The 18,280-nt window shown below is 44.9% G+C and carries 23 protein-coding genes; 10 read left to right on the top strand and 13 right to left on the bottom strand.

The genetic code is table 11. From position 1 onward, the window contains the following. Window positions 1-35: 35 nt before the first annotated feature. From AAC052_RS14265 to AAC052_RS14245, 5 genes are all read left to right on the top strand, one after another. A complete protein-coding gene (locus AAC052_RS14265; protein WP_152000984.1) occupies window positions 36-842 on the top strand; it encodes a DUF4905 domain-containing protein in 807 nt (268 codons plus the stop codon). Continuing rightward, the gene (locus tag AAC052_RS14260) at window positions 820-1,887 is read left to right on the top strand and encodes a LysM peptidoglycan-binding domain-containing protein (RefSeq protein ID WP_339814040.1); all 1,068 of its coding nucleotides are present in this window, start codon (window positions 820-822) and stop codon (window positions 1,885-1,887) included. Before AAC052_RS14265 ends, AAC052_RS14260 begins: the two co-directional genes overlap by 23 nt. 82 nt (window positions 1,888-1,969) lie before the next feature. Further along, entirely contained in the window at window positions 1,970-2,185 is a 216-nt protein-coding gene (locus tag AAC052_RS14255; RefSeq protein ID WP_317487166.1) for a hypothetical protein, read from the top strand. Then, entirely contained in the window at window positions 2,169-2,621 is a 453-nt protein-coding gene (locus AAC052_RS14250; protein ID WP_339814038.1) for a PIN domain-containing protein, read from the top strand. The genes AAC052_RS14255 and AAC052_RS14250 overlap by 17 nt, the downstream gene beginning before the upstream one ends. Then, on the top strand, window positions 2,618-3,394 hold the full coding sequence (locus AAC052_RS14245; RefSeq protein ID WP_317487164.1) for a TIGR02757 family protein: 777 nt from the start codon (window positions 2,618-2,620) through the stop codon (window positions 3,392-3,394). The genes AAC052_RS14250 and AAC052_RS14245 overlap by 4 nt, the downstream gene beginning before the upstream one ends. A 34-nt stretch (window positions 3,395-3,428) precedes the next feature. On the opposite strand, the gene AAC052_RS14240 is transcribed toward AAC052_RS14245, so the two are convergent. From AAC052_RS14240 to AAC052_RS14225, 4 genes are all read right to left on the bottom strand, one after another. Further along, on the bottom strand, window positions 3,429-3,743 hold the full coding sequence (locus AAC052_RS14240; RefSeq protein ID WP_339814036.1) for a hypothetical protein: 315 nt from the start codon (window positions 3,741-3,743) through the stop codon (window positions 3,429-3,431). Between the two features lie 76 nt (window positions 3,744-3,819). Next, window positions 3,820-5,073 (bottom strand): MFS transporter, encoded by a 1,254-nt coding sequence (locus tag AAC052_RS14235; protein ID WP_339814035.1) that lies wholly within the window; start codon window positions 5,071-5,073, stop codon window positions 3,820-3,822. Window positions 5,074-5,091: 18 nt separating this feature from the next. Then, the gene (locus AAC052_RS14230; protein ID WP_339814033.1) at window positions 5,092-5,325 is read right to left on the bottom strand and encodes a hypothetical protein; all 234 of its coding nucleotides are present in this window, start codon (window positions 5,323-5,325) and stop codon (window positions 5,092-5,094) included. Between the two features lie 66 nt (window positions 5,326-5,391). Beyond that, window positions 5,392-5,982 (bottom strand): helix-turn-helix domain-containing protein, encoded by a 591-nt coding sequence (locus AAC052_RS14225; protein WP_317487160.1) that lies wholly within the window; start codon window positions 5,980-5,982, stop codon window positions 5,392-5,394. A gap of 115 nt (window positions 5,983-6,097) precedes the next feature. Here AAC052_RS14225 and AAC052_RS14220 point away from each other — a divergent pair, with 115 nt between their 5' ends. Next, entirely contained in the window at window positions 6,098-6,430 is a 333-nt protein-coding gene (locus AAC052_RS14220; protein WP_339814031.1) for a hypothetical protein, read from the top strand. Between the two features lie 92 nt (window positions 6,431-6,522). Further along, complete coding sequence (locus tag AAC052_RS14215) at window positions 6,523-7,488, top strand: calcium/sodium antiporter (RefSeq protein WP_339814029.1); 966 nt, start codon at window positions 6,523-6,525, stop codon at window positions 7,486-7,488. A gap of 219 nt (window positions 7,489-7,707) precedes the next feature. Here the strand turns inward: AAC052_RS14215 and AAC052_RS14210 are convergent, their stop codons facing one another. The 5 genes from AAC052_RS14210 to pyrE all read right to left on the bottom strand — a co-directional run bounded on the left by AAC052_RS14210 (window position 7,708) and on the right by pyrE (window position 11,524). Beyond that, window positions 7,708-8,685 (bottom strand): calcium/sodium antiporter, encoded by a 978-nt coding sequence (locus AAC052_RS14210; protein WP_317487157.1) that lies wholly within the window; start codon window positions 8,683-8,685, stop codon window positions 7,708-7,710. 123 nt (window positions 8,686-8,808) lie between these two features. Continuing rightward, window positions 8,809-9,210 (bottom strand): response regulator, encoded by a 402-nt coding sequence (locus tag AAC052_RS14205; RefSeq protein WP_317487156.1) that lies wholly within the window; start codon window positions 9,208-9,210, stop codon window positions 8,809-8,811. A 231-nt stretch (window positions 9,211-9,441) separates the two neighbouring features. Continuing rightward, on the bottom strand, window positions 9,442-9,906 hold the full coding sequence (locus AAC052_RS14200; RefSeq protein WP_339814026.1) for a YHS domain-containing (seleno)protein: 465 nt from the start codon (window positions 9,904-9,906) through the stop codon (window positions 9,442-9,444). A gap of 90 nt (window positions 9,907-9,996) precedes the next feature. Further along, a complete protein-coding gene (locus tag AAC052_RS14195) occupies window positions 9,997-10,869 on the bottom strand; it encodes an aldose 1-epimerase family protein (RefSeq protein WP_317487154.1) in 873 nt (290 codons plus the stop codon). A gap of 4 nt (window positions 10,870-10,873) precedes the next feature. After that, a complete protein-coding gene (gene pyrE, locus AAC052_RS14190) occupies window positions 10,874-11,524 on the bottom strand; it encodes an orotate phosphoribosyltransferase (protein ID WP_317487153.1) in 651 nt (216 codons plus the stop codon). A 199-nt stretch (window positions 11,525-11,723) separates the two neighbouring features. On the opposite strand from pyrE, the gene AAC052_RS14185 reads away from it, so the two are divergent. Beyond that, a complete protein-coding gene (locus tag AAC052_RS14185) occupies window positions 11,724-12,410 on the top strand; it encodes an NUDIX hydrolase (RefSeq protein WP_317487152.1) in 687 nt (228 codons plus the stop codon). On the opposite strand, the gene coaD is transcribed toward AAC052_RS14185, so the two are convergent. The 4 genes from coaD to AAC052_RS14165 all read right to left on the bottom strand — a co-directional run bounded on the left by coaD (window position 12,398) and on the right by AAC052_RS14165 (window position 14,960). Next, a complete protein-coding gene (coaD, locus tag AAC052_RS14180) occupies window positions 12,398-12,853 on the bottom strand; it encodes a pantetheine-phosphate adenylyltransferase (RefSeq protein WP_317487151.1) in 456 nt (151 codons plus the stop codon). The two genes, AAC052_RS14185 and coaD, sit on opposite strands and share 13 nt — an antisense overlap. Before the next feature lie 32 nt (window positions 12,854-12,885). Beyond that, window positions 12,886-13,773: a DUF3822 family protein gene (locus AAC052_RS14175; RefSeq protein ID WP_317487150.1), complete on the bottom strand. Its 888-nt coding sequence runs from the start codon at window positions 13,771-13,773 to the stop codon at window positions 12,886-12,888. Between the two features lie 6 nt (window positions 13,774-13,779). Next, window positions 13,780-14,370 (bottom strand): hypothetical protein, encoded by a 591-nt coding sequence (locus tag AAC052_RS14170; protein WP_152001003.1) that lies wholly within the window; start codon window positions 14,368-14,370, stop codon window positions 13,780-13,782. Window positions 14,371-14,441: 71 nt separating this feature from the next. Beyond that, on the bottom strand, window positions 14,442-14,960 hold the full coding sequence (locus AAC052_RS14165; protein ID WP_317487149.1) for an NUDIX hydrolase: 519 nt from the start codon (window positions 14,958-14,960) through the stop codon (window positions 14,442-14,444). Between the two features lie 168 nt (window positions 14,961-15,128). Here AAC052_RS14165 and AAC052_RS14160 point away from each other — a divergent pair, with 168 nt between their 5' ends. Both AAC052_RS14160 and AAC052_RS14155 read left to right on the top strand, forming a co-directional pair. Then, complete coding sequence (locus AAC052_RS14160; protein ID WP_339814023.1) at window positions 15,129-16,466, top strand: AAA family ATPase; 1,338 nt, start codon at window positions 15,129-15,131, stop codon at window positions 16,464-16,466. 86 nt (window positions 16,467-16,552) lie between these two features. After that, window positions 16,553-18,226 carry an ATP-binding protein gene (locus AAC052_RS14155; RefSeq protein WP_317487147.1) on the top strand — a complete coding sequence of 558 codons (1,674 nt, stop codon included), beginning with the start codon at window positions 16,553-16,555 and terminating at the stop codon, window positions 18,224-18,226. Window positions 18,227-18,280: the final 54 nt, after the last annotated feature.

Raw genomic sequence — 18,280 nt, 5'->3', positions numbered from 1 at the left:
TACCTATAGTTTTACGTAAAGTTAATCAAATAGAAGTGTCGGAACGCTTATCACCCATTTTTATCCATGATTTTGAACAGCCCATTTGGCAAATGGCGCTTGAACCGGAAAAAGGATTGCTGGCCCTGGAGCTACGTGACCTGAAGGAGGCGTCTGTGAGCTTTTCTTTGCTGGACCTTCATACACAAATTCTGGTGTTTGATCGTTATGCATTCGAGGAAGAATGGTGGATGAGTATTGTAACGATAAAAGACAACCTGTTGTTGATAAAACAGTACCATGATAGCCAGCAACCGGAGAAGCAGGGGCTCTTGGCGATCAACATAGAATCTATGGAGGTACAATGGTGGCTGCAAAATTTTCAACTGCTACAATTGAATAGCCTGTCAGTTTCTGGTAAACAGCACGGTGAAAGTGAAAGTATTGTGAAGCACTACGAAATTAATTCCGGGCAGGAGCTTGCGACCGATTTGGTAGACAAATCTAATGGGCAGGAGCAATCGATAAAAGCCAAATACCCAACGCACTACGATAGTGAGTCACCACATTTGGAAACTATTAAGTCATTCATTGCCAATTACTTCAACGTAAAAGCCGTTGGTGCTTGTGACTACCTGGAAGTAGAAGACCTGATCGTTATCTCCTGGTTTTATTCAGAGGGAAGCTCTTATGCAAATGTGCTATCCGTGATTGATTCTGAAGGGAATATTGTGATCGAAGAAAAAATTGGCACTGGATTGGATGCATTTGCGGCTGATACTTTCTTTGTACTGAAGAATAGATTGATATTTGTGTCAAACAAAACGCAACTTATTGTTTATGAATTATTTGAGGGTGCTTAAGGCTGTCTTTTTATTGACCATGATCACCAACCTCTCATTTGGAGCGGAGATGGACTCTGTGCGCCTGGAAAAAAGAGAGGGTAAGCAGTTTGTTATTCATAGGGTTGGACAGGGAGAAACGCTATACGCCATTTCGAGGCGATACCAATCAAGCGTGGAAGAAATTTCCAAAACCAACAACCTTAGCGGCAATAGTGTAGCTATAGGCCAGGAAATCGCTATCCCCTGGAGGGGGGATGTCCCAAAGAGTATGAATCAAAACTCGACTTCGGGGCAGCTTTATCACACCGTTGAAGCAGGTCAGACGCTGTATGCTATTTCGAGGCAATATGATGTGAGTGTGGATGAAATCAAACGGCTGAATAACCTGACAAGCAACGAGCTAAGTACCGGACAGCAGCTGGTGGTAAAGAAAGGCCAAAAGCCACTGGAGCAGACAGCCCCTGTTAAAGCTGAGCCTGCCACCCCGAAAAATCCTCAGCTGACTTATCATACCGTAGCACCTTCCGAAACGCTTTTTAGTATTTCGCAGAAATACGATGTGTCTGTAGACGATATCAAAAAATGGAACGACCTCAAGGGCAACAGCCTGTCGGTGGGGCAGGAGCTGGCCATTGGGAAGCCGGCAACTATTAAGGCACCCGTAGTGGTTGTGGAAGAAACACCGACGAGAGAGAAGAAAAAGGAACTTGTGGTAAGCGAGGCCAGCAATGGTTCGCTGAAGCAGATCAACAAGCAAGGCTATACCAGAGATACGGCCTCGGTGGCGGGCTACGAAAAAGTGGTAGAAGAGGGCTTTGCTATGGTGATTGAAAACTCGCCTGAAACAAGGAAGTTTCTGGCGCTGCACCGTACTGCGCCCATCGGTGCCATTCTGGAAGTGAAGAACAGAATGAACGGCAGATCGATTTATGTAAGGGTAGTGGGTAAACTGCCTGACACTGGAGCGAACAACAAGGTGCTGATCAGGCTTTCGGAAAAAGCTTTTCAAAGGCTTGAATCAGTTGACCCGAAAGTGCCTGTTGAAGTGTCTTATGTTCCGTAACTGAAAGATTGATAGTGAGAATAAGGCTGAAGTCTGGTAATTCTCGTCTTTAATTCTCTTATCTTAATAAATATTTGGAGATATGGTCATTGAAAAAACAAAAGACGAATTAATTATCAGGCTACCTTCAACCGTCAATGTGGAAGAGATAGAAGATTTTTTACGCTATTTGCGCTATCAGGAAATTACTTCAAAGTTCAAAGTTAAGCAGGTTGAGGTTGATAAATTGGCAAAGTCGATTAACAAAAGCTGGTTTGAGAGTAATAAGTCAAAATTTCTAAATGAAGATAATAGTTGATACTAATATTGTTTTTATTGGTATCTTAAACTCATCAGGAAATATTGGCCGTCTTCTCATTCACTCAAAAGCAATCCTTGAATTCTACTCTTCTGAATACTTGTTTGTCGAAATTGAGAGCCACTTCCCGAAGCTATTAACATTGACGAATCTAGGTAGCGATGAATTATCCGAACTGATTGCTACCGTGACTAGTGACATCACTTTTTTGTCAGATAGCTTTTTGTCAAACTCTTCTTTGAAGTCCGCCTATGATATCGTTAAAGACATAGATGCCGATGATTTGTTATTTGTAGCAATGGCCAGTAACGTTCCTGACGCTAAACTCTGGACAGGAGACAAGAAGTTATATGGAGGACTACTGAAGAAGGGTGTTTCCAATGTAATAACCACAGCTGATCTGTTGACTTATCTAAATAAGCGGAGCGCCGAATGATCGACATTAAAGAACTTAAAACGCTACTCGATCAAAAGGTGGATGAGTACAATCGCTCCTTTTTCATAGAAAAGGATCCGGTTTGCATTCCCCATAGCTTCACCACCAAGCAGGACATTGAGATCACGGGATTCTTTGCTGCCACTCTGGCCTGGGGGCAGCGGGTCACTATCATCAACAAGTGCAGGGAGTTATTTAGCCTGATGGATAATGCACCCCATCAATTTATCCTGCATCACAGCGACGACGATTTGAAGGCCTTGCTAAAGTTCAAGCACCGCACGTTCAACACAACGGATCTACTTTACTTTATTCAGTTCTTTCGTGAGCACTATGCCAGCCACAACAGCCTTGAGAGTGCTTTCTCAAATTCGATGAAGCCTGGCGATGAGACGATTGAAAATGGGCTGATCGGTTTTCATGATTTGTTCTTCAACCTTCCCGACTTTCCACAGCGCACCAGGAAACACATTGCGACGCCAAAAAGGAAAAGCGCCTGCAAGCGTATCAACATGTTTCTGCGCTGGATGGTAAGAAAGGACGACCGGGGTGTTGATTTTGGCTTGTGGAAAACCATCAGGCCCTCGCAGCTTGTTTGTCCGTGCGACTTGCACGTGGACAGGGTGGCCAGAAGTTTCGGATTGATCACCCGAAAGCAAACCGATTGGCAAACAGCTTTGGAGCTCACTCACAACCTGCGGCAAATGGATCCTGTGGATCCTGTTAAATACGATTTTGCTTTGTTTGGAATGGGAGTGATTGAGCATGCGTAAGCTCTTTTGACACAACTCGCTCCAAATTGTTTGACTACAGGGGGCTGAACTCAGAAAATATGCCGTTGAACTCTTCTATGTTCACAGGTATTTCATAGTCACAAGCTTCCTGAAATTTTTTCCACATCTCCTGCACAACCGGATTAGAATGGGCAGTTTGTATGGCTTCGGCCGACTTCCAGCCAAAAACCTCAATAACAGTTCCGTCTTTCGATTTCATCATCACTGGGAGCCTGTCACTCACCAGGCCTTCTCGCTTCAAAGCGGGCACATGGTTTTTCACCAGCTTTTCAAGGATTTTGTCCTTGCCAGGCTTAGGTCGATAGCAAACTACCACTATTCTTTCCATAACAACATCATTGGTTTATACCAAATTATAGAATTCGTGGCGGTAAACCTTGTGGAGGATCAAGTTGATTCGGGTGCTAGGCTGCTTGAATTTGCCGCTTCACCTTCTCCTTCACGATCTTGTTGATCACGCCCATCATCAGAATTGTAACAATCATGGTGCCGGTAACCACATAGCCAAGCAAGTCGTATCGCTCAAGTGGCCCGGCTGGTGTTTGTATAACAATAATGCCAGCCAGCGCTGAGGCAAAACCACCCGAAATTTGTTGAATGGAGGAGTTTACCCCCATAAAAGCGCCACGCTCCTTTGGTTCGGGAATGGCTGTCATCAAAGCAGATGCAGAAATCATTCTGGCAGTGATGCCTATGAAGATGGCGATATTGATCATGATCACAACCCAAAGAGGGGTAATGCCAAGGTTGCAATAGATCAGGATCGTAGCAATCCCTATGAAAGTACCAATGGTGAATATTTTGTACTTGCCATAAAGGTCGCTCAGCTTCCCGGCCAGTGGCCCTACCATGATGGTGCTGATGCCGGTAAGCATGTATACCAATGGAAGCTGGTCAAGTGTGATGCCCAGGTTGTTAACGCCAAACGTGCTACCAAAGGGCATAAGCATGAAACCGCCAGTGGCTAGAAGGGCGGTGGCACCAAAGGCCTTCAGGTAAATGGGCTGGGAAACCGTTTTATAGAGGTGCTTGAACGGATTGCCTGGCGTTTGAAGCTTCAGGTGCTCATCTACAGGCTTCATGAAAAAGATGATGACAGTGGCGGTGGCGATCGCCAGCCCCACGATCAGAATAAAGGGAGAGTGCCACCCCCAAATGTTAGCGACATAAAGGCCTACCGGCAATCCAAGTACCTGGCTGCTGGCAAATGCCATTTGCACAAAACCCATCACACGACCTCTCACTTCTAGCTTGAAAAGGTCGGTGATGATGGCAAAAACCACCGAGCCCAGCACACCGCCGAAGATGCCTGTGACGATTCTGGCGGCAAGAAGAAAGTGATAGTTAGGTGCCACACCGCAGAGCAACGTACCAATAGTGAAGCCGGAGTAAAAGAAAAGCAGCAACTTCTTTCTGTCGAACTTGTCGGCAAAGCCAGCGGCTAGCAAACCTGAGATCCCGGCACTGAAAGCATAGGCCGACACCACGAGCCCAAACTGAGAGGTGGTGATATCAAGCTCCACTAGCAGCATGGCACCCAGTGGTGACAACACCATAAAGTCAAGGATGACGGTAAATTGAATAATTGCCAGTATGGCAATGATAAAGGTTTCGTACCTGGTAAATATCTTTTTTCTGGGAGATGAGTCTTTTGTCATTCAATATTGGAGTTTGAATCAGTCGGGCAGCTCCTCGCAAAAATACCCGGCTGTTTGGATCATGGTTATTACTTCTTTTGGATGAAGTTCATCCGAAGCAATCCTTAGCACATTGTCTATATCCATTTGATCCACATTCCACTCCATGACTCTACTATCCGATTCCAGTAAAGGTGAAACCTTGTTCACATCTTTTTTGTAGCGGATGTTGGTTTTAAAAACAAGAATCTCGTTGGTAACGGTAGAATTCATAGCAAAAAATTAGTCCTCTGAATGATAGACGATTGTACTTAAGAATTACTTTAAATTGTTTTCATTTTATGGTTTAAGCGCTTTTAACACCAAAGCCAGCGCCATCTCCAGTTTTGATTCATCGAGAAGAAATGGGCCTCTGTTGCCCAATCCTTTTCCGGCCAGATGAAATTTAATGAGCTGGTAGAGGGGAGCAAATGCAACCGACCAATACACTTCAGCTGGCAACGGAATCACTTCTTTTCGGGCGACAGCATTGGCCATGAAATGCCCCATTAACCTCGGAAACACCTTATCCTGACCAAAAAAAGCTTCATAAGGCGGAGAATGCTTCACTTGCTCGAGAAACTGCCCACTCATTGGGTTTTCGAGCCAGTAGCGGTACCTGTTCTTCCACTGAATGCTCAGGCCTTCTTCGAAATGCATCTCAGGGTCAAAACCATCGAAGGTGGCTTCTATCATTTTTGTGCCTTCCTCTTTACAAAGTTGCAGGATGAGGTCGTCCCTGTCTTTGAAATAGATGTAGATCGTGGCAGGTGATACGCCGGCCGCTTTGGCCAGTTTTTGCATACTTAAGCCCTCAAATCCTTGTTTAGCGATCATTTCAAGGGCCTTTTCCCGTATCAACTTTTCTTTGGCTTCGTCCCTGATTCTCATACATCACAAATATAAATGAATGTTCATTCATTTAATACATCCTGGAAATAAATATTCTTGTGACAACAAAATTATCGGGCATTTCCAAGTACATTTGGTTCACTATTTTGATTCTATGAAGACCATTCTTCGGGTTACTTCAGTAGTTGTCTTTCTTTTTTTCTTCCTGCGGGTTATAATATTCCCTGTATTTCTCAGTCATTCTTATTATGCAAGCCGAAGTGCAGGGGAGCACTATAAGGTAGCGGTGGATTATAATTTTGTGGCTTACTCTACAGGCCAGCATGCCGTTCAAAAATCCTCATTTCCCCTGGGAGCGTGGTCAAAGGAAGATGAAGCGGCGAAGGTTTCTCTCGACGGGTACTTTACTGCATTGTTTCAAGTAGAGGCCTCACGTGTCTATGTCGATAAGGGTGTCTTTATTTCCTCACTGACCAAGGCACCATAACTCAGTAGACGGAGTTGCGTGCCCGCCACTCCACTCACCCGCCTGTCAGTTTTCTTACCTGCGCTGCATTTGCAGTGCTAAACAATCATATCATGGTTTTAAATTTCACGTTGCTGGTCATCGGCTTCATTGTGCTGATCAAGGGTGCCGACTATCTTGTTAATGGCGCTTCGTCTCTTGCAAGGGGCTTTAAAATTTCAAATCTGGTCATCGGTCTTACAGTTGTAGCTTTCGGCACTTCAACCCCCGAGTTGACCGTCAATCTTTTCTCCTCTGTCAGGGGCATGAATGATGCCATCTACGGTAATATTATCGGGAGTAATGTGTTTAATCTGTTGTTCATTTTGGGGATAGCCGGACTCATTTACCCGCTTTCTGTTCAACGGACAACGGTCAGATACGAAATCCCATTTTCGCTCTTCTGTGCACTCATCCTTTATTTTCTGGTAAATGACGTGATGTTTTTTGGCTCGCTGGAGAATAGTTTGAGCCGTACGGAGGCATTAGTTCTGTTGCTGTTGTTCGGTCTTTTTATGTTTTATATTCTGAAAACAGCCAAACTTGAGCAAGAGGTGGCAAGCAACGGCGAGGAGGTGAAAACTTTATCAAAATGGCTGTCGGTGGTTTTTGTGGTGTTAGGTATTGCGGCGCTTGTGTTAGGAGGGAAATTGGTCACAGACAGTGCCGTCTATATTGCCCGGGCATTTTCAATGAGCGAAAAATTGATCGGCCTTACAGTGCTCGCAGCAGGCACCTCTTTGCCGGAATTGGCGACGTCAGCCATGGCCGCTTACCGGCGAAATACCGACATCGCTATTGGCAATGTGGTTGGCTCAAACATCTTCAACATCATTTTTATTTTGGGAATCAACGGAACTGTCAGGCCGGTACCTTACAATGCCACAATGAATGCCGACATGTTTGTTTTGATGCTTGGAACGGTGGCTCTCCTTTTGGCCATGTTCACTTTCAAAAGGAACAAACTGGATAGGGTTGAAGCGGCGATCTTTCTGGCAGCCTATGTCCTTTACTCAGTTTACCTTTTCTGGAGAAACTAATTCGTTATTAAGATTGGCAGATGCGACCCTCCATTAGCGCTGGTGCAGGAATATTGGCCGGAAGGTCGTTCTGCTATCTTATTTTTGAACTGATTGATCCTCTTGTTTTACTCTTGTAGGGAAATGTTGTCCTTTTCTGACGCAGTTTACTTCGATACGAGCCAGTTCCATGGGCAAGATTACCAGAATTAAATGCTTATGCGATCGAGCAAGTAGCTCCTAAGCACCAATCAGGTGATCTCTATACACCAGATACATGTTGTAAAAGACGAAAAACATCAGCAGTATAAGGGCTTCCCAGCGATCCAGGATTTTCTTCTCGCCGGTGAACATGGCAATAAACAGAATGACAGTGCCAGCCATAAACGTGATCATGTCCACATTGAAAATGGTCGGGTAGGGAATTGGGTTGATCATAGAACTGATAGACAGCACAAAAAACATATTGAAGATGTTAGACCCGACAATGTTACCGACAGCCAGGTCACTTTTCTTTTGAGTAGCTGCCACCACTGAGGTGGCCAGCTCCGGCAGCGATGTTCCGGCAGCCATAATGGTGAGGCCAATCAGCTGCTCGCTCACCTGAAGGTACCTGGCGATGTCTATGGCATTGCTTACAACCAGCTTTCCGCCAATGGTCAGGCCAATAAGCCCCAAAATCATAAAAAGTATAGTCTTTGGCATGGCAATGACCTTGATCGGTTCATCACCTGATGAATCCTGACCTTTCTTCATCGAGAAAAAGACATAGACCAGAAACAGCAGGAAAAAGACAAACAAAATGACTCCTTCCACCACACTGATGATATTCTGGTCTCCCATATTCAGGAGCACGTCGTTGGCAAAAAACAAGATGAGTAAACCCCCAAATAGAGAGTAGGGTATTTCTTTGAAAACGGTGCTCTTTTGCACCGAGAGAGGATAGACCACACCGGCTATCCCCAGAATGAAAAAAGTGTTGAAGATGTTTGAGCCAACTACGTTGCCCAACACCACATCGGTATGGCCCTCGTAAGAAGCGACTCCGTTAACCACCATTTCTGGCGCAGAGGTACCAAATGCGACAATGGTGAGTCCGATAGCCAACTCAGGAACATTGTATCTCTTGGCTAGAGATGAGGCACCCGTTACCAGTAAATCAGCTCCTTTTATTAAAACAAAAAATCCGACAATGAGAAGGAAAAAACTCAGTATCATAGTTAGGTTCGATCAGCAAGCTTAGAAATATGTATTTTTCAAAAGCAATGAAAAATAAACATTCTTTCTCTTTTCTCTCTTTTATGTAAAGAGAAAATCGGCGATACCCGAAAATATAATTTGCTAAGCGGGAATCAAAATATCGTCCAGGCGTTCGTCGTCAATAGGTTTTACAATATAATCCGTTACGCCATACATGCTTCTTGCCCGGTCAATGTCCGAATCCTGGATTGAACTTGATACGATGTAAAGAAGAATTTTCTTATTCACATGAGGCCGAAGTCGGGCATATTCGTTTAAAAAATCCCAGCCATCCATAATGGGCATGTTCAGGTCAAGGAAGATAACGTCTGGCAAACGGCCGCCGACCTTCACCACCTCACCCAAATGCAGAATGGCGTCCTTCCCGTTCTTGAAAGTACTTACCTCGGCAGAAAGTTTACGCTTCAGGATTTTCTTTTTGACGGCGTATTGATAAATGTCGTCATCGTCAACAACGTAGATAATCTCTATTCTGCGGTTCATGATGTAAAGCTAGAGGCCATAGGACAACTTTTGGTAAGACATTCTCTGTTCCCATCCATAGCTTTTTCAATAATACGACCGGGATACTGGAGCCATCTCCATCGGTCATGTACAATCTTAAGGAATTAGGGTTTTGTGTGCGGCTTATTTCGACGACTACCGCTATTTTGTAGAGGAAAAAATGAGAGTTGCACCTTTACACCTCTTTGGTCTAAGTAATGTGCTAGAAAATCAATGATTAATTATAGAAGGCCAATTTTTCTCTGCTGTTGTAAAGAATGTGCCCTCGTCTTTGTTCCAAAGAGTGAGCGTATTGGTGAAAAGCCTGTTGTAGAAAAGTAGCAGCTTGCCCTGGTAGATTTTGTAGGTGAGCGGATCTACCTCTACCTTTTCGCCGGAAGTGCCGAGGGCATAGGCGCACCACCCGCCATACGACGGTTCATAAGCCGCAGGTGAATTAACGAACTCAGAGCGGTTGCTAGCTGAGCTAAACCAATAAGTAATTCCTTTGTAGGTATACGACCATGTCGCTTCGCCTTTTTTTGGTTCCGGGCTTTTGAAGTAGCTCACCGGGTCATAGCCAGATAGGGCAACACCATTTTTAGTCAGGTTGAAATTGTTTTTCCTTTGAGTTGCATCTTGAGCTACACCGATTTGAAAAACAAACAGAAGGAGAGTGAATATTAAGAGCTTCATATTTTTTATATACAAGCTCGAACGTGGCTGGTCTTCCCGGGTTTGTGTTCGGTTCGCCAATCAGATTGGTTGGTCATTGGGAAGACAGTTTTACCCGGCGATTTCGACAGTGAAGCCGAATGTTTCGGTTGCGCCAGCGGCCAGGCTGCGAATGCCCTCCTTTTTTTCTAAAGCCTGATTGTGACTGACACTGTCAGCAATGCCGTTCCATGGCTCAAGACACACGAATTGAGATGTGGCTGACTTAGACCAGATGCCAAAGTAAGGAGCATCGAAATAGAAATTTAAGAACGGTGCCTCTCCGGCTTTTGCCAGTGATAATTTTTTTGAGGCAAGCCCCTTAAACACAAGCGCATCTTTGTCGAACAGAGAGTCACTGATAGCCAGCCTGTTTTGCTCAAGGGAAAGGGGTCCGGTTTTGCCAGAAAGCAGTCCGCCGTCAATTAGGTGCACAGCCACTGCCTCTTCTTTTTCAAAAAGGATTTCGTAGTCCGACCTTTTGGCTTTGGGATGAATAGGAATACGAAATGCAGGATGGGCACCAACGGAATAGAGGAGGGGACCAGTGCCTGGGTTTTTTACAGCGTAGGAAATTCGGAGTGAGTTTCCTGAGAGCTCATACGTTACTGACAATGAAAAGTCGAAGGGATATACAAGCTTCAGCTTGTCATTTGACGTAAGTTCGAACACCAACTTTGACGTGGTCGATTCTATCAGACTAAACGGCTGGTCTCTTGCAAAGCCATGCTGTGGTAAATGGTATGTTTTCCCTATGTACTCATAGCTGTCGCCTTTGAGCTTGCCCACTATGGGAAACAAAATAGGGGCGTGCCTGCCCCAGTCGGCTGGGTTAGCCTGCCAGACGTACTCTACACCACTGCTGGCACCTTTGATGCTACAGAGTTCTGCACCAAGTGTTTTAACACCAACAATGAGGTCTGACGAAGTTAGGCTATAGTCCATTGGTTCAAGCTTTCCAGTTGGCGGGGTCAGTTCTCCATGCTCCGAGCGACGCCACATGGGAGGCATTGATATAGCCATTATCGCTGGCTACTTTAATCAGCGACTCATAGTCGCACAGGCAAGCCAGGTTTACCTCGGCCCTGACGAAGTTTTGCTCGGCCTGAGGGAAACCATAGGTAAAAATGGCTGCCATGCCCAGCACTTGCGCTTTGGCTCCTCTAAGGGCGTCTACAGCTTTCAGTGAGCTGCCTCCAGTTGAGACTAGGTCCTCGACAACAACTACTTTCTGGCCAGTCTCTATCCTTCCCTCGATGAGATTTTCCATGCCATGGTCTTTCGGCTTGGAGCGCACATAGCAAAAGGGCAAATCAAGGCTGTCAGCTAAAAGTGCTCCCTGGGGAATGCCTGCGGTGGCCACTCCTGCAATACCCCCGACGCTGGGAAATTCCTTCTTGATAAGATTGACTAACTGTTCCTTCATGAAACTTCTTGTTTCAGGGTAGGACAATGTCATTCTGTTGTCGCAGTAAATAGGCGATTTCCAACCAGAAGCCCAGGTAAACGGCTTGTCGGGGCTGAGCTTTACTGCCCCAATGCTGAGCAAGTGCTTGGCGGTGGCGGCGGCAACGGCAGGGTCTGCAATTTTAATGTTCATGTGTCAAAAGTAACCATACTCGATAAAATTGCCATTTCTGTTCTTAGTTAAATATTGACCCGAATAAGAAATAGCCGAAAGGTGCCTTACGATGTTCATTCAGTGTGTCCGGGCTAGTAGATTTTTTTTAATGAATTCCTGGCAAAAACTTTTTCATATTGAGGAGAATTTACATTATTGAATTCCCTTAGATCGCAACATGAAAATTTTCATCAACGATATTCCTGTCTCCATAAAAAAGCTCGACGAAGTGCAAAACTTCGAGCAATACAACCATATCGTTGACGGAAAGCGAGGCGGCATCGATACCAAAAAGTTGCAAGACGATGTGCTTGTGATCAACGCTTCGAAAGAAGACATAGACAAGCTTCTTCAGTTGATGACAAAAAAGAAGTTGAAAGACCTTGATGCAGTCACATTTGCCGTGAGTAAGCGCAAGGCGACCATCAATCACCTGAAGGAAAAGTTCAATATTGTTGAGGCTGCGGGTGGTGTGGTGGAGAAGGGAGATCAGATTTTGCTGATTCACCGCCTTGGTAAATGGGACTTCCCAAAGGGAAAACTAGAGAAGAAGGAAACGCCGGAAATGGCAGCCGTGAGGGAGGTGGAGGAAGAGTGCAGGGTGAAGGTGCTTTTGGGCGAGAAGATTTGCGCTACCTACCACACCTATATCATGAACGAGAAGTACATCTTGAAAAAGACCCACTGGTACCGTATGGACCTCATAGATGATAGTCAAATGACTCCGCAAAAAGAGGAAAACATTGATGAGCTTAGGTGGATGGAAATAAGAGATGTAAGGGCCTCTCTTTACAACTCCTACCGATCAATCCGGCACGTGGCCCGGGAATTCTATAAAGTGAAAAGAGAAGCTTATAACTCGTAAGGCAGAAAGGCCTTTACATCGCCACCGTATTTATGTACTTCCCTGATAATGGTGGAACTAATGGGGGCGTACTTGGGGGAAGTAATCAAAAACATGGTTTCTATTTCGTCGTTCAGGTACCTGTTTACCTGCGAAATACTGTTCTCATATTCAAAGTCCGTTGTATTTCGGAGTCCTCTCAGTAGTACTTTAGCGCCCAGCCTTTTGGCGAGGTCTGCGGTCAGCTCGTCATAGGTCACTATTTTTACCTGCGGATACTTCACAAAGGCACTTTCTATCTTGCTGAGCATAGTCTCAAGCGGGAAATACCTTTTTTTCTGACTGTTGTGGCCAATGGCGATGATTACTTCGTCAAACAGCTTCAGGCTCCTTATCACAATGTCGAAATGCCCCAGGGTGAAGGGGTCGAATGAACCAGGAAAGACAGCGGTTTTATTTGGCATACAAAAAGTCTCTGGCTAAAAGTTAGCCAAGATTAGTCGCAAAGAAAAATATTGAATACATCGAAGCCTTTGTGATCAGGAATCTCGTCAAACACAAAGCTGAAAGAGAGATAGGAAGGACGACTTCCAAACGAAATGTCACGGATATACTTTTTGAGCTCCTGAATATGCGGAGACTGTGGGGTTAAACCACCCCAGAATAGCACTTTACTTTTCTTTTGCGACAGCTTCATTTCCTTAAACACAAGCATGATGTATTTAAGGTAGTCAGCACTTTTTCGTACGGCAAACTGGTTGTAATAGTGTAGCTTTTTATCAGAAGTGATTACCACGTGAAGGATGCCTTTGTCGACCAAACAAAACATCGACTTTTCGCCTGAGTGGTCGTTGTATTTCAGAATGCCCTCAATGAATGCGCTTCCCTGGTGGACAACAATTACTTCTTTTTGATTGTACAGCTCCCTGACCCAGTCTATCAGCTTCTTGTCGGCAGAGAACACGTTAACAGCATCGGTGCTGATGTGCTTATAGAAGTATACTTCTTCGTATCTGGGATTAAACGGGGTATTAAACGACAGATAGTCGACAAGCCCTTCCTTTGAGAATACCGGCTGAGGTACCAACGCAAACTTGTGGCTTTTGATCGAAAGCTTGATGGTGCTCCAAAAGCCTGCCATGAGCAGGTGATGATTCTCAAAAAGATCTTGAACGACTTGAAGACGGGCATTGACCGTCTTCACGTTTTCAAAGGCAAAGTCTTCATAAAGAAGACATCGATTGTCTCTGTTGTCGATTACACAAAACTGGAAATCACGGATGCCAATCTGAAGATACAACCCATAGTGATGAAGGTCATCGACTTCAAACTTGGCGTCTTTGACCTTTTTTAAAAGCTTGTAGTTGGCTACGAGAGTCTCCAAAGGCAATTATTCCCAGTTTCCCGATGTGGTGATGTTTGTTCTCGAACCGAAACGAAGTGGTTTACGGTTAGTGATCTCGTTGGATTCTTTTCTGGCCGGATCAACCGGAGCAATGTCTCTTACTTCCACTACATCAACCATCACACCTGCTTTGTCAATCTTATCAGCCCACATATCGAACCTTTTACCGTCTGTTCCGGGGATAAGAGGGAGCGTGGCAAGGTCGAAATTAGGAAACTTGCTTGGGCTAAAAATTGAGTCTTTCACCAAAACTGTTCCTATTGTGTCAATTTCAACATAAATACTGTCAGCACCATAGTCAAGTGGAATAATGATCTCCGTTTTGTTTGTGATGTAGAAGCTACCCGTATCCACGAATGCAAGTAATTCATCCCAATTGCCAGAGTATTTTCCGTTTACTTTCTGGAAAGCTACCTGAGCCTCACGGATCATCTTAAGCTTGTTAATAACTCTCGCCTCAGTTTTGGCAATTCTTTCAGTGGTATCAATGTCAGTTTTGATGCTGCTGAAAAGATAATATCCTAAAGCTAGAGCAATAACTAGAATTACAATGGATAGAATTTTGGTGGTATTCATCTTTTGACTATTTGAGTGCTTAAGTTATTAGTTTACGAAACTATATGATTTTAATAGAAAACGCTATTTTATTAATTCTTTTCAAATTTAAAAAATCCTGTTTTACGAAGTAGGTCTTCCTTGCTGTGAACACCCTTTAACATGTGATGGAGACTTTCCAGCGCAAAATCGTTCAGCTCCTTCAAAGATACAAAACGAACCTCATCTATTATTTGCTGGGAATCAGACATTTCAGGATCAACGCCTCTGCACAGGTCTCCGCCTGTGGGCTGAACTTCGAAGAATAGTTCTATTGTTTGCAGGGGCGGGCCCACATATTCATAGACAAAAAGAAATCTAACCACTTTTATGTTAAGGCCGGTTTCTTCTTTGAATTCCCGAATGAGGTTGGTTTCCAGATTGGTGCCGTATTGCACGCCACCACCAGGCGGCGCCCACAGAAACCCGGCTGCGGTAAGGCCCAGGTGCTTGATCAACAGCAGCTTGTCTTCCCTGAAGCAAATGCCGCACACCCTCGTTCTTACTTCGTGCCCATACAGGCGCTCTACCTCCTGGCTAACATCCATCTTCAAATTTAGGGAAAATTCCATCACCCACCTGCCGGATTTTGTATACGCAATTCATTTCAATGTTTGATTTGAGCAGGCTATTGAGGAAATTCGACGTTTACAGATAACCACCTTCTCATTTTGCCCTTACCCTCCGAAGTACTCGAACGCCGTTTTCCGTTTGCCCCCACAAAAGGGCAGAGAGCCTTTATGGGCCTCCTGGATGAGCTGCTCAATGATGAAAAGCCGGGCCCGCAGATTCTGCTGCTGAGAGGCTATGCCGGAACAGGCAAGACGACCCTGGTTAGCCAGTTGGTAAATGTGCTACCACTTTTCAATCGAAAATATTCTCTGCTTGCACCTACCGGCCGGGCCGCAAAAGTGATGAGCGGCTATGCCAAGCGCTCGGCATTCACGATCCACAAAGTGATTTACAAGCAAACCTCAGAGCCGGGCAGCCAAAACCTGAAATTTAGCCGACAGAAAAACTATCAGAAAGATACCATCTTCATTGTGGATGAAGCGTCAATGCTCTCCAACGAAAGCGACTTTGGGCAAAATGGGCTGCTGGCAGATCTTATGGAGTATGTTTTTGAAAAAGAGACCAACAGGCTTATTTTGGTAGGGGACGTGGCGCAGCTCCCACCCGTTGGTCAAATTGAGTCGCCGGCCATGAGTAGCGCTTACCTGCGCAGTCAATTTCACGTGGATGTGAAGGAAGTGGAGCTCACTGAAGTGCTACGCCAGGAAAAGGCGTCGGGTATTTTGGAAAACGCTACCGCTCTTCGGGAGCTGATAAAGGCTGAAAATTACACTCCCAGGTTCGTAACCAGGCCGTTCAAAGACATCTTCCGGATGACCTCCGAGAAACTGGAGGAGGGGTTGAGGTATGCATATGACAAGTTCGGCCAGGAAAATACCATCATTATTTGTCGATCAAATAAGTCAGCAGTGATGTACAATCAATACATCAGGCGACAAATCCACTTTATGGAAGACGAGATCAATGCCGGCGACATACTTCTTGCTACCAGAAACAATTATTTCTATTTCCCCGAGGATGCTCCGGGAGGGTTTTTGGCCAATGGCGACTTTGTTGAAATCATGAAAATCATCAGTTTTCAGGAGGCGTATGGCTTTAGGTTTGCAGACCTCGAGCTGCGAATGATCGACTATGATGCAGGCAAGTTTGAGGCAAAGGTTTTGCTGGAGTCGTTGCATGCGCCAACGCCCTCCATTGGCCCGGAGGATCATAAGAAATTATACGAGGAGGTGCTGAAGGACTATGAAGACCTGGTCAATAAAAAGGAGAGGGCGGAGGCTTTAAAAAAGGATCCGTTCCTGAATGCGCTTCAGGTTAAGTTTGCCTACGCTCTCACTTGTCACAAGTCGCAGGGCGGCCAATGGCAAGCAGTGTTTGTTGATCAGGGATACGTAAAAGACGATATGATAAACCAGGATTTTGTCAGGTGGTTGTATACGGCTGTCACACGGGCCACCGATGAAGTTTTTCTTGTTAACTTTGACGCTAAATTTTTTGCTGGCTAAGGAGCCTAAACCTAGTTGAGGTTCCTTATGTATGTTATTATTGTATCTTTTCGGTATATTAGTTAGCAACCAACCTGGGCCATTGTGTGAAAATTGACAATCAAGTCAGCCAAACTCAGCTGAGAAATATCTTGCCCTGGTGGACGTGGGTGGCTCCCCTTATTATCTTTTTTGCTGCAAGCTATCTGTCGTCGTTATACAGAATTTCCTCTTCGGCCGCTCTGATTTACCTCCCCACTGCAATAGGAATAATACTTGTCAACTGGTGGGGGCCGGTTAGGGTGCTTCCCATGGTGTACGTCAATGCGGTCATTTTCGGGTACCTGTGGGGCGTGGATCCCTGGTATTTCCGCCCTTTGTTTGCCCTGCCCGAGACATCATTTGTCTTCCTTTCATGGTATCTTTTTTCTGTGAAGAACCATGGGAAGTATTGGATACCGGATACGCACAACCTAAACATGTTTTTGCTGTGGGGAATAATTATTCCCCTGTTCATTTCCTTCCTTTTTCTTAAGGCGCTATTCTTTTTGTTGTTCCACGTACCGATTGTTATGTTCTCCAGCACTGCTGTACTTGGCTGGCTGAGGGAGTTTATGTGTAATTTTGGACTAACCCTTCCAATCCTATATTTTCTAACACCGGTGATGGGCCGACGGGGCCTGCTTGCTATTCATTTTGATTTCAACGACTACACCCCTAAAATCCCCGGTAAGGATAAACTCCTGGTAGTTGCTATCTATTTTTTAATTTTCATGATGTCATTTTTTGTCGGTTTGGATCGATACTGGTTTGTGTATGGTGTTTTTTCACTCTGGTTTGCTTTGCGTTTTGGGTTTGGCATGGCCGTGCTCACCAACTCTTTCATCTTTATACTTGCCTATATTATTCCGGTCGTCAGGGAGATAGAGACGATGGGGGAGTACACGATTGATCCCTTTTTGATCAATATTTACCTCGGCACCAGCCTGCTCTACGTGTTTTCGGCAATAACTGGCAGGGTGATCGATGACATCAATTTCGCCCGGGAGCAAATCACCGATCAGGTGATTCGGCTGGAAAGGGCCAACAATGAACTAAAAACAACCAATAAGGAGCTGGATCACTTTGTCTACAGTGTTTCTCATGACCTTACAGCACCTCTTAAATCGATAAAAGGGCTGGTTAATCTCAGTACACTCACTCAGGACCAGGAGGAACATAGAACTTATTTCAATAAGATTGAAGACAGTGTCAGGAAACTAGAACAATTTATTGTGGAGGTGCTCGATTTCTCGCACGTTAAGCGAGTGGAGGCAGACTACCAGCGCATAGATATGCAGGAACTCATTGCCGATATCATTGAAGACGTTCGCTATATGGATGGATTCGATGCTGTTGAGATTGATTTCTCGTCACTTACTGTGGGTGAGATCATCAATGATAAAACCAGCGTTCGGGTGATTTTGGCCAACCTGATTGGCAATGCTATTGCGTACAGGAAAAAAAATGACAACCATCCCGCCAAAATTTCAATCACCTCCCGGAAGAAAGGTAGCGAGGTGTCGATCATGGTGAGTGACAACGGTGAGGGAATAAAACCAGAGATGCAAAAAAGAATTTTCGAAATGTTTTATCGAGGCACTACCAGCTCTAAAGGATCGGGACTTGGGCTTTATATCGCCAGCGAAGCTGCACAAAAGATCAAAGGGAAGATTACTGTCGAATCTGAGTTTGGTAAGGGTTCTGTTTTCACACTTCACCTGCGAACCGTTCATAAGTAGTTAACCTTTTGAAGTTTCCTCTTTTTGTTAACTTCCCTGGCAGGTTAGACCGAC

It is taken from the genome of uncultured Imperialibacter sp., assembly GCF_963974565.1.
In the GTDB taxonomy this organism is placed as follows: Bacteria; Bacteroidota; Bacteroidia; order Cytophagales; family Cyclobacteriaceae; genus Imperialibacter; species Imperialibacter roseus.
The sequence above is the reverse complement of the archived record's forward strand: the minus strand, read 5'-3'. Positions and strand labels throughout refer to the sequence as shown.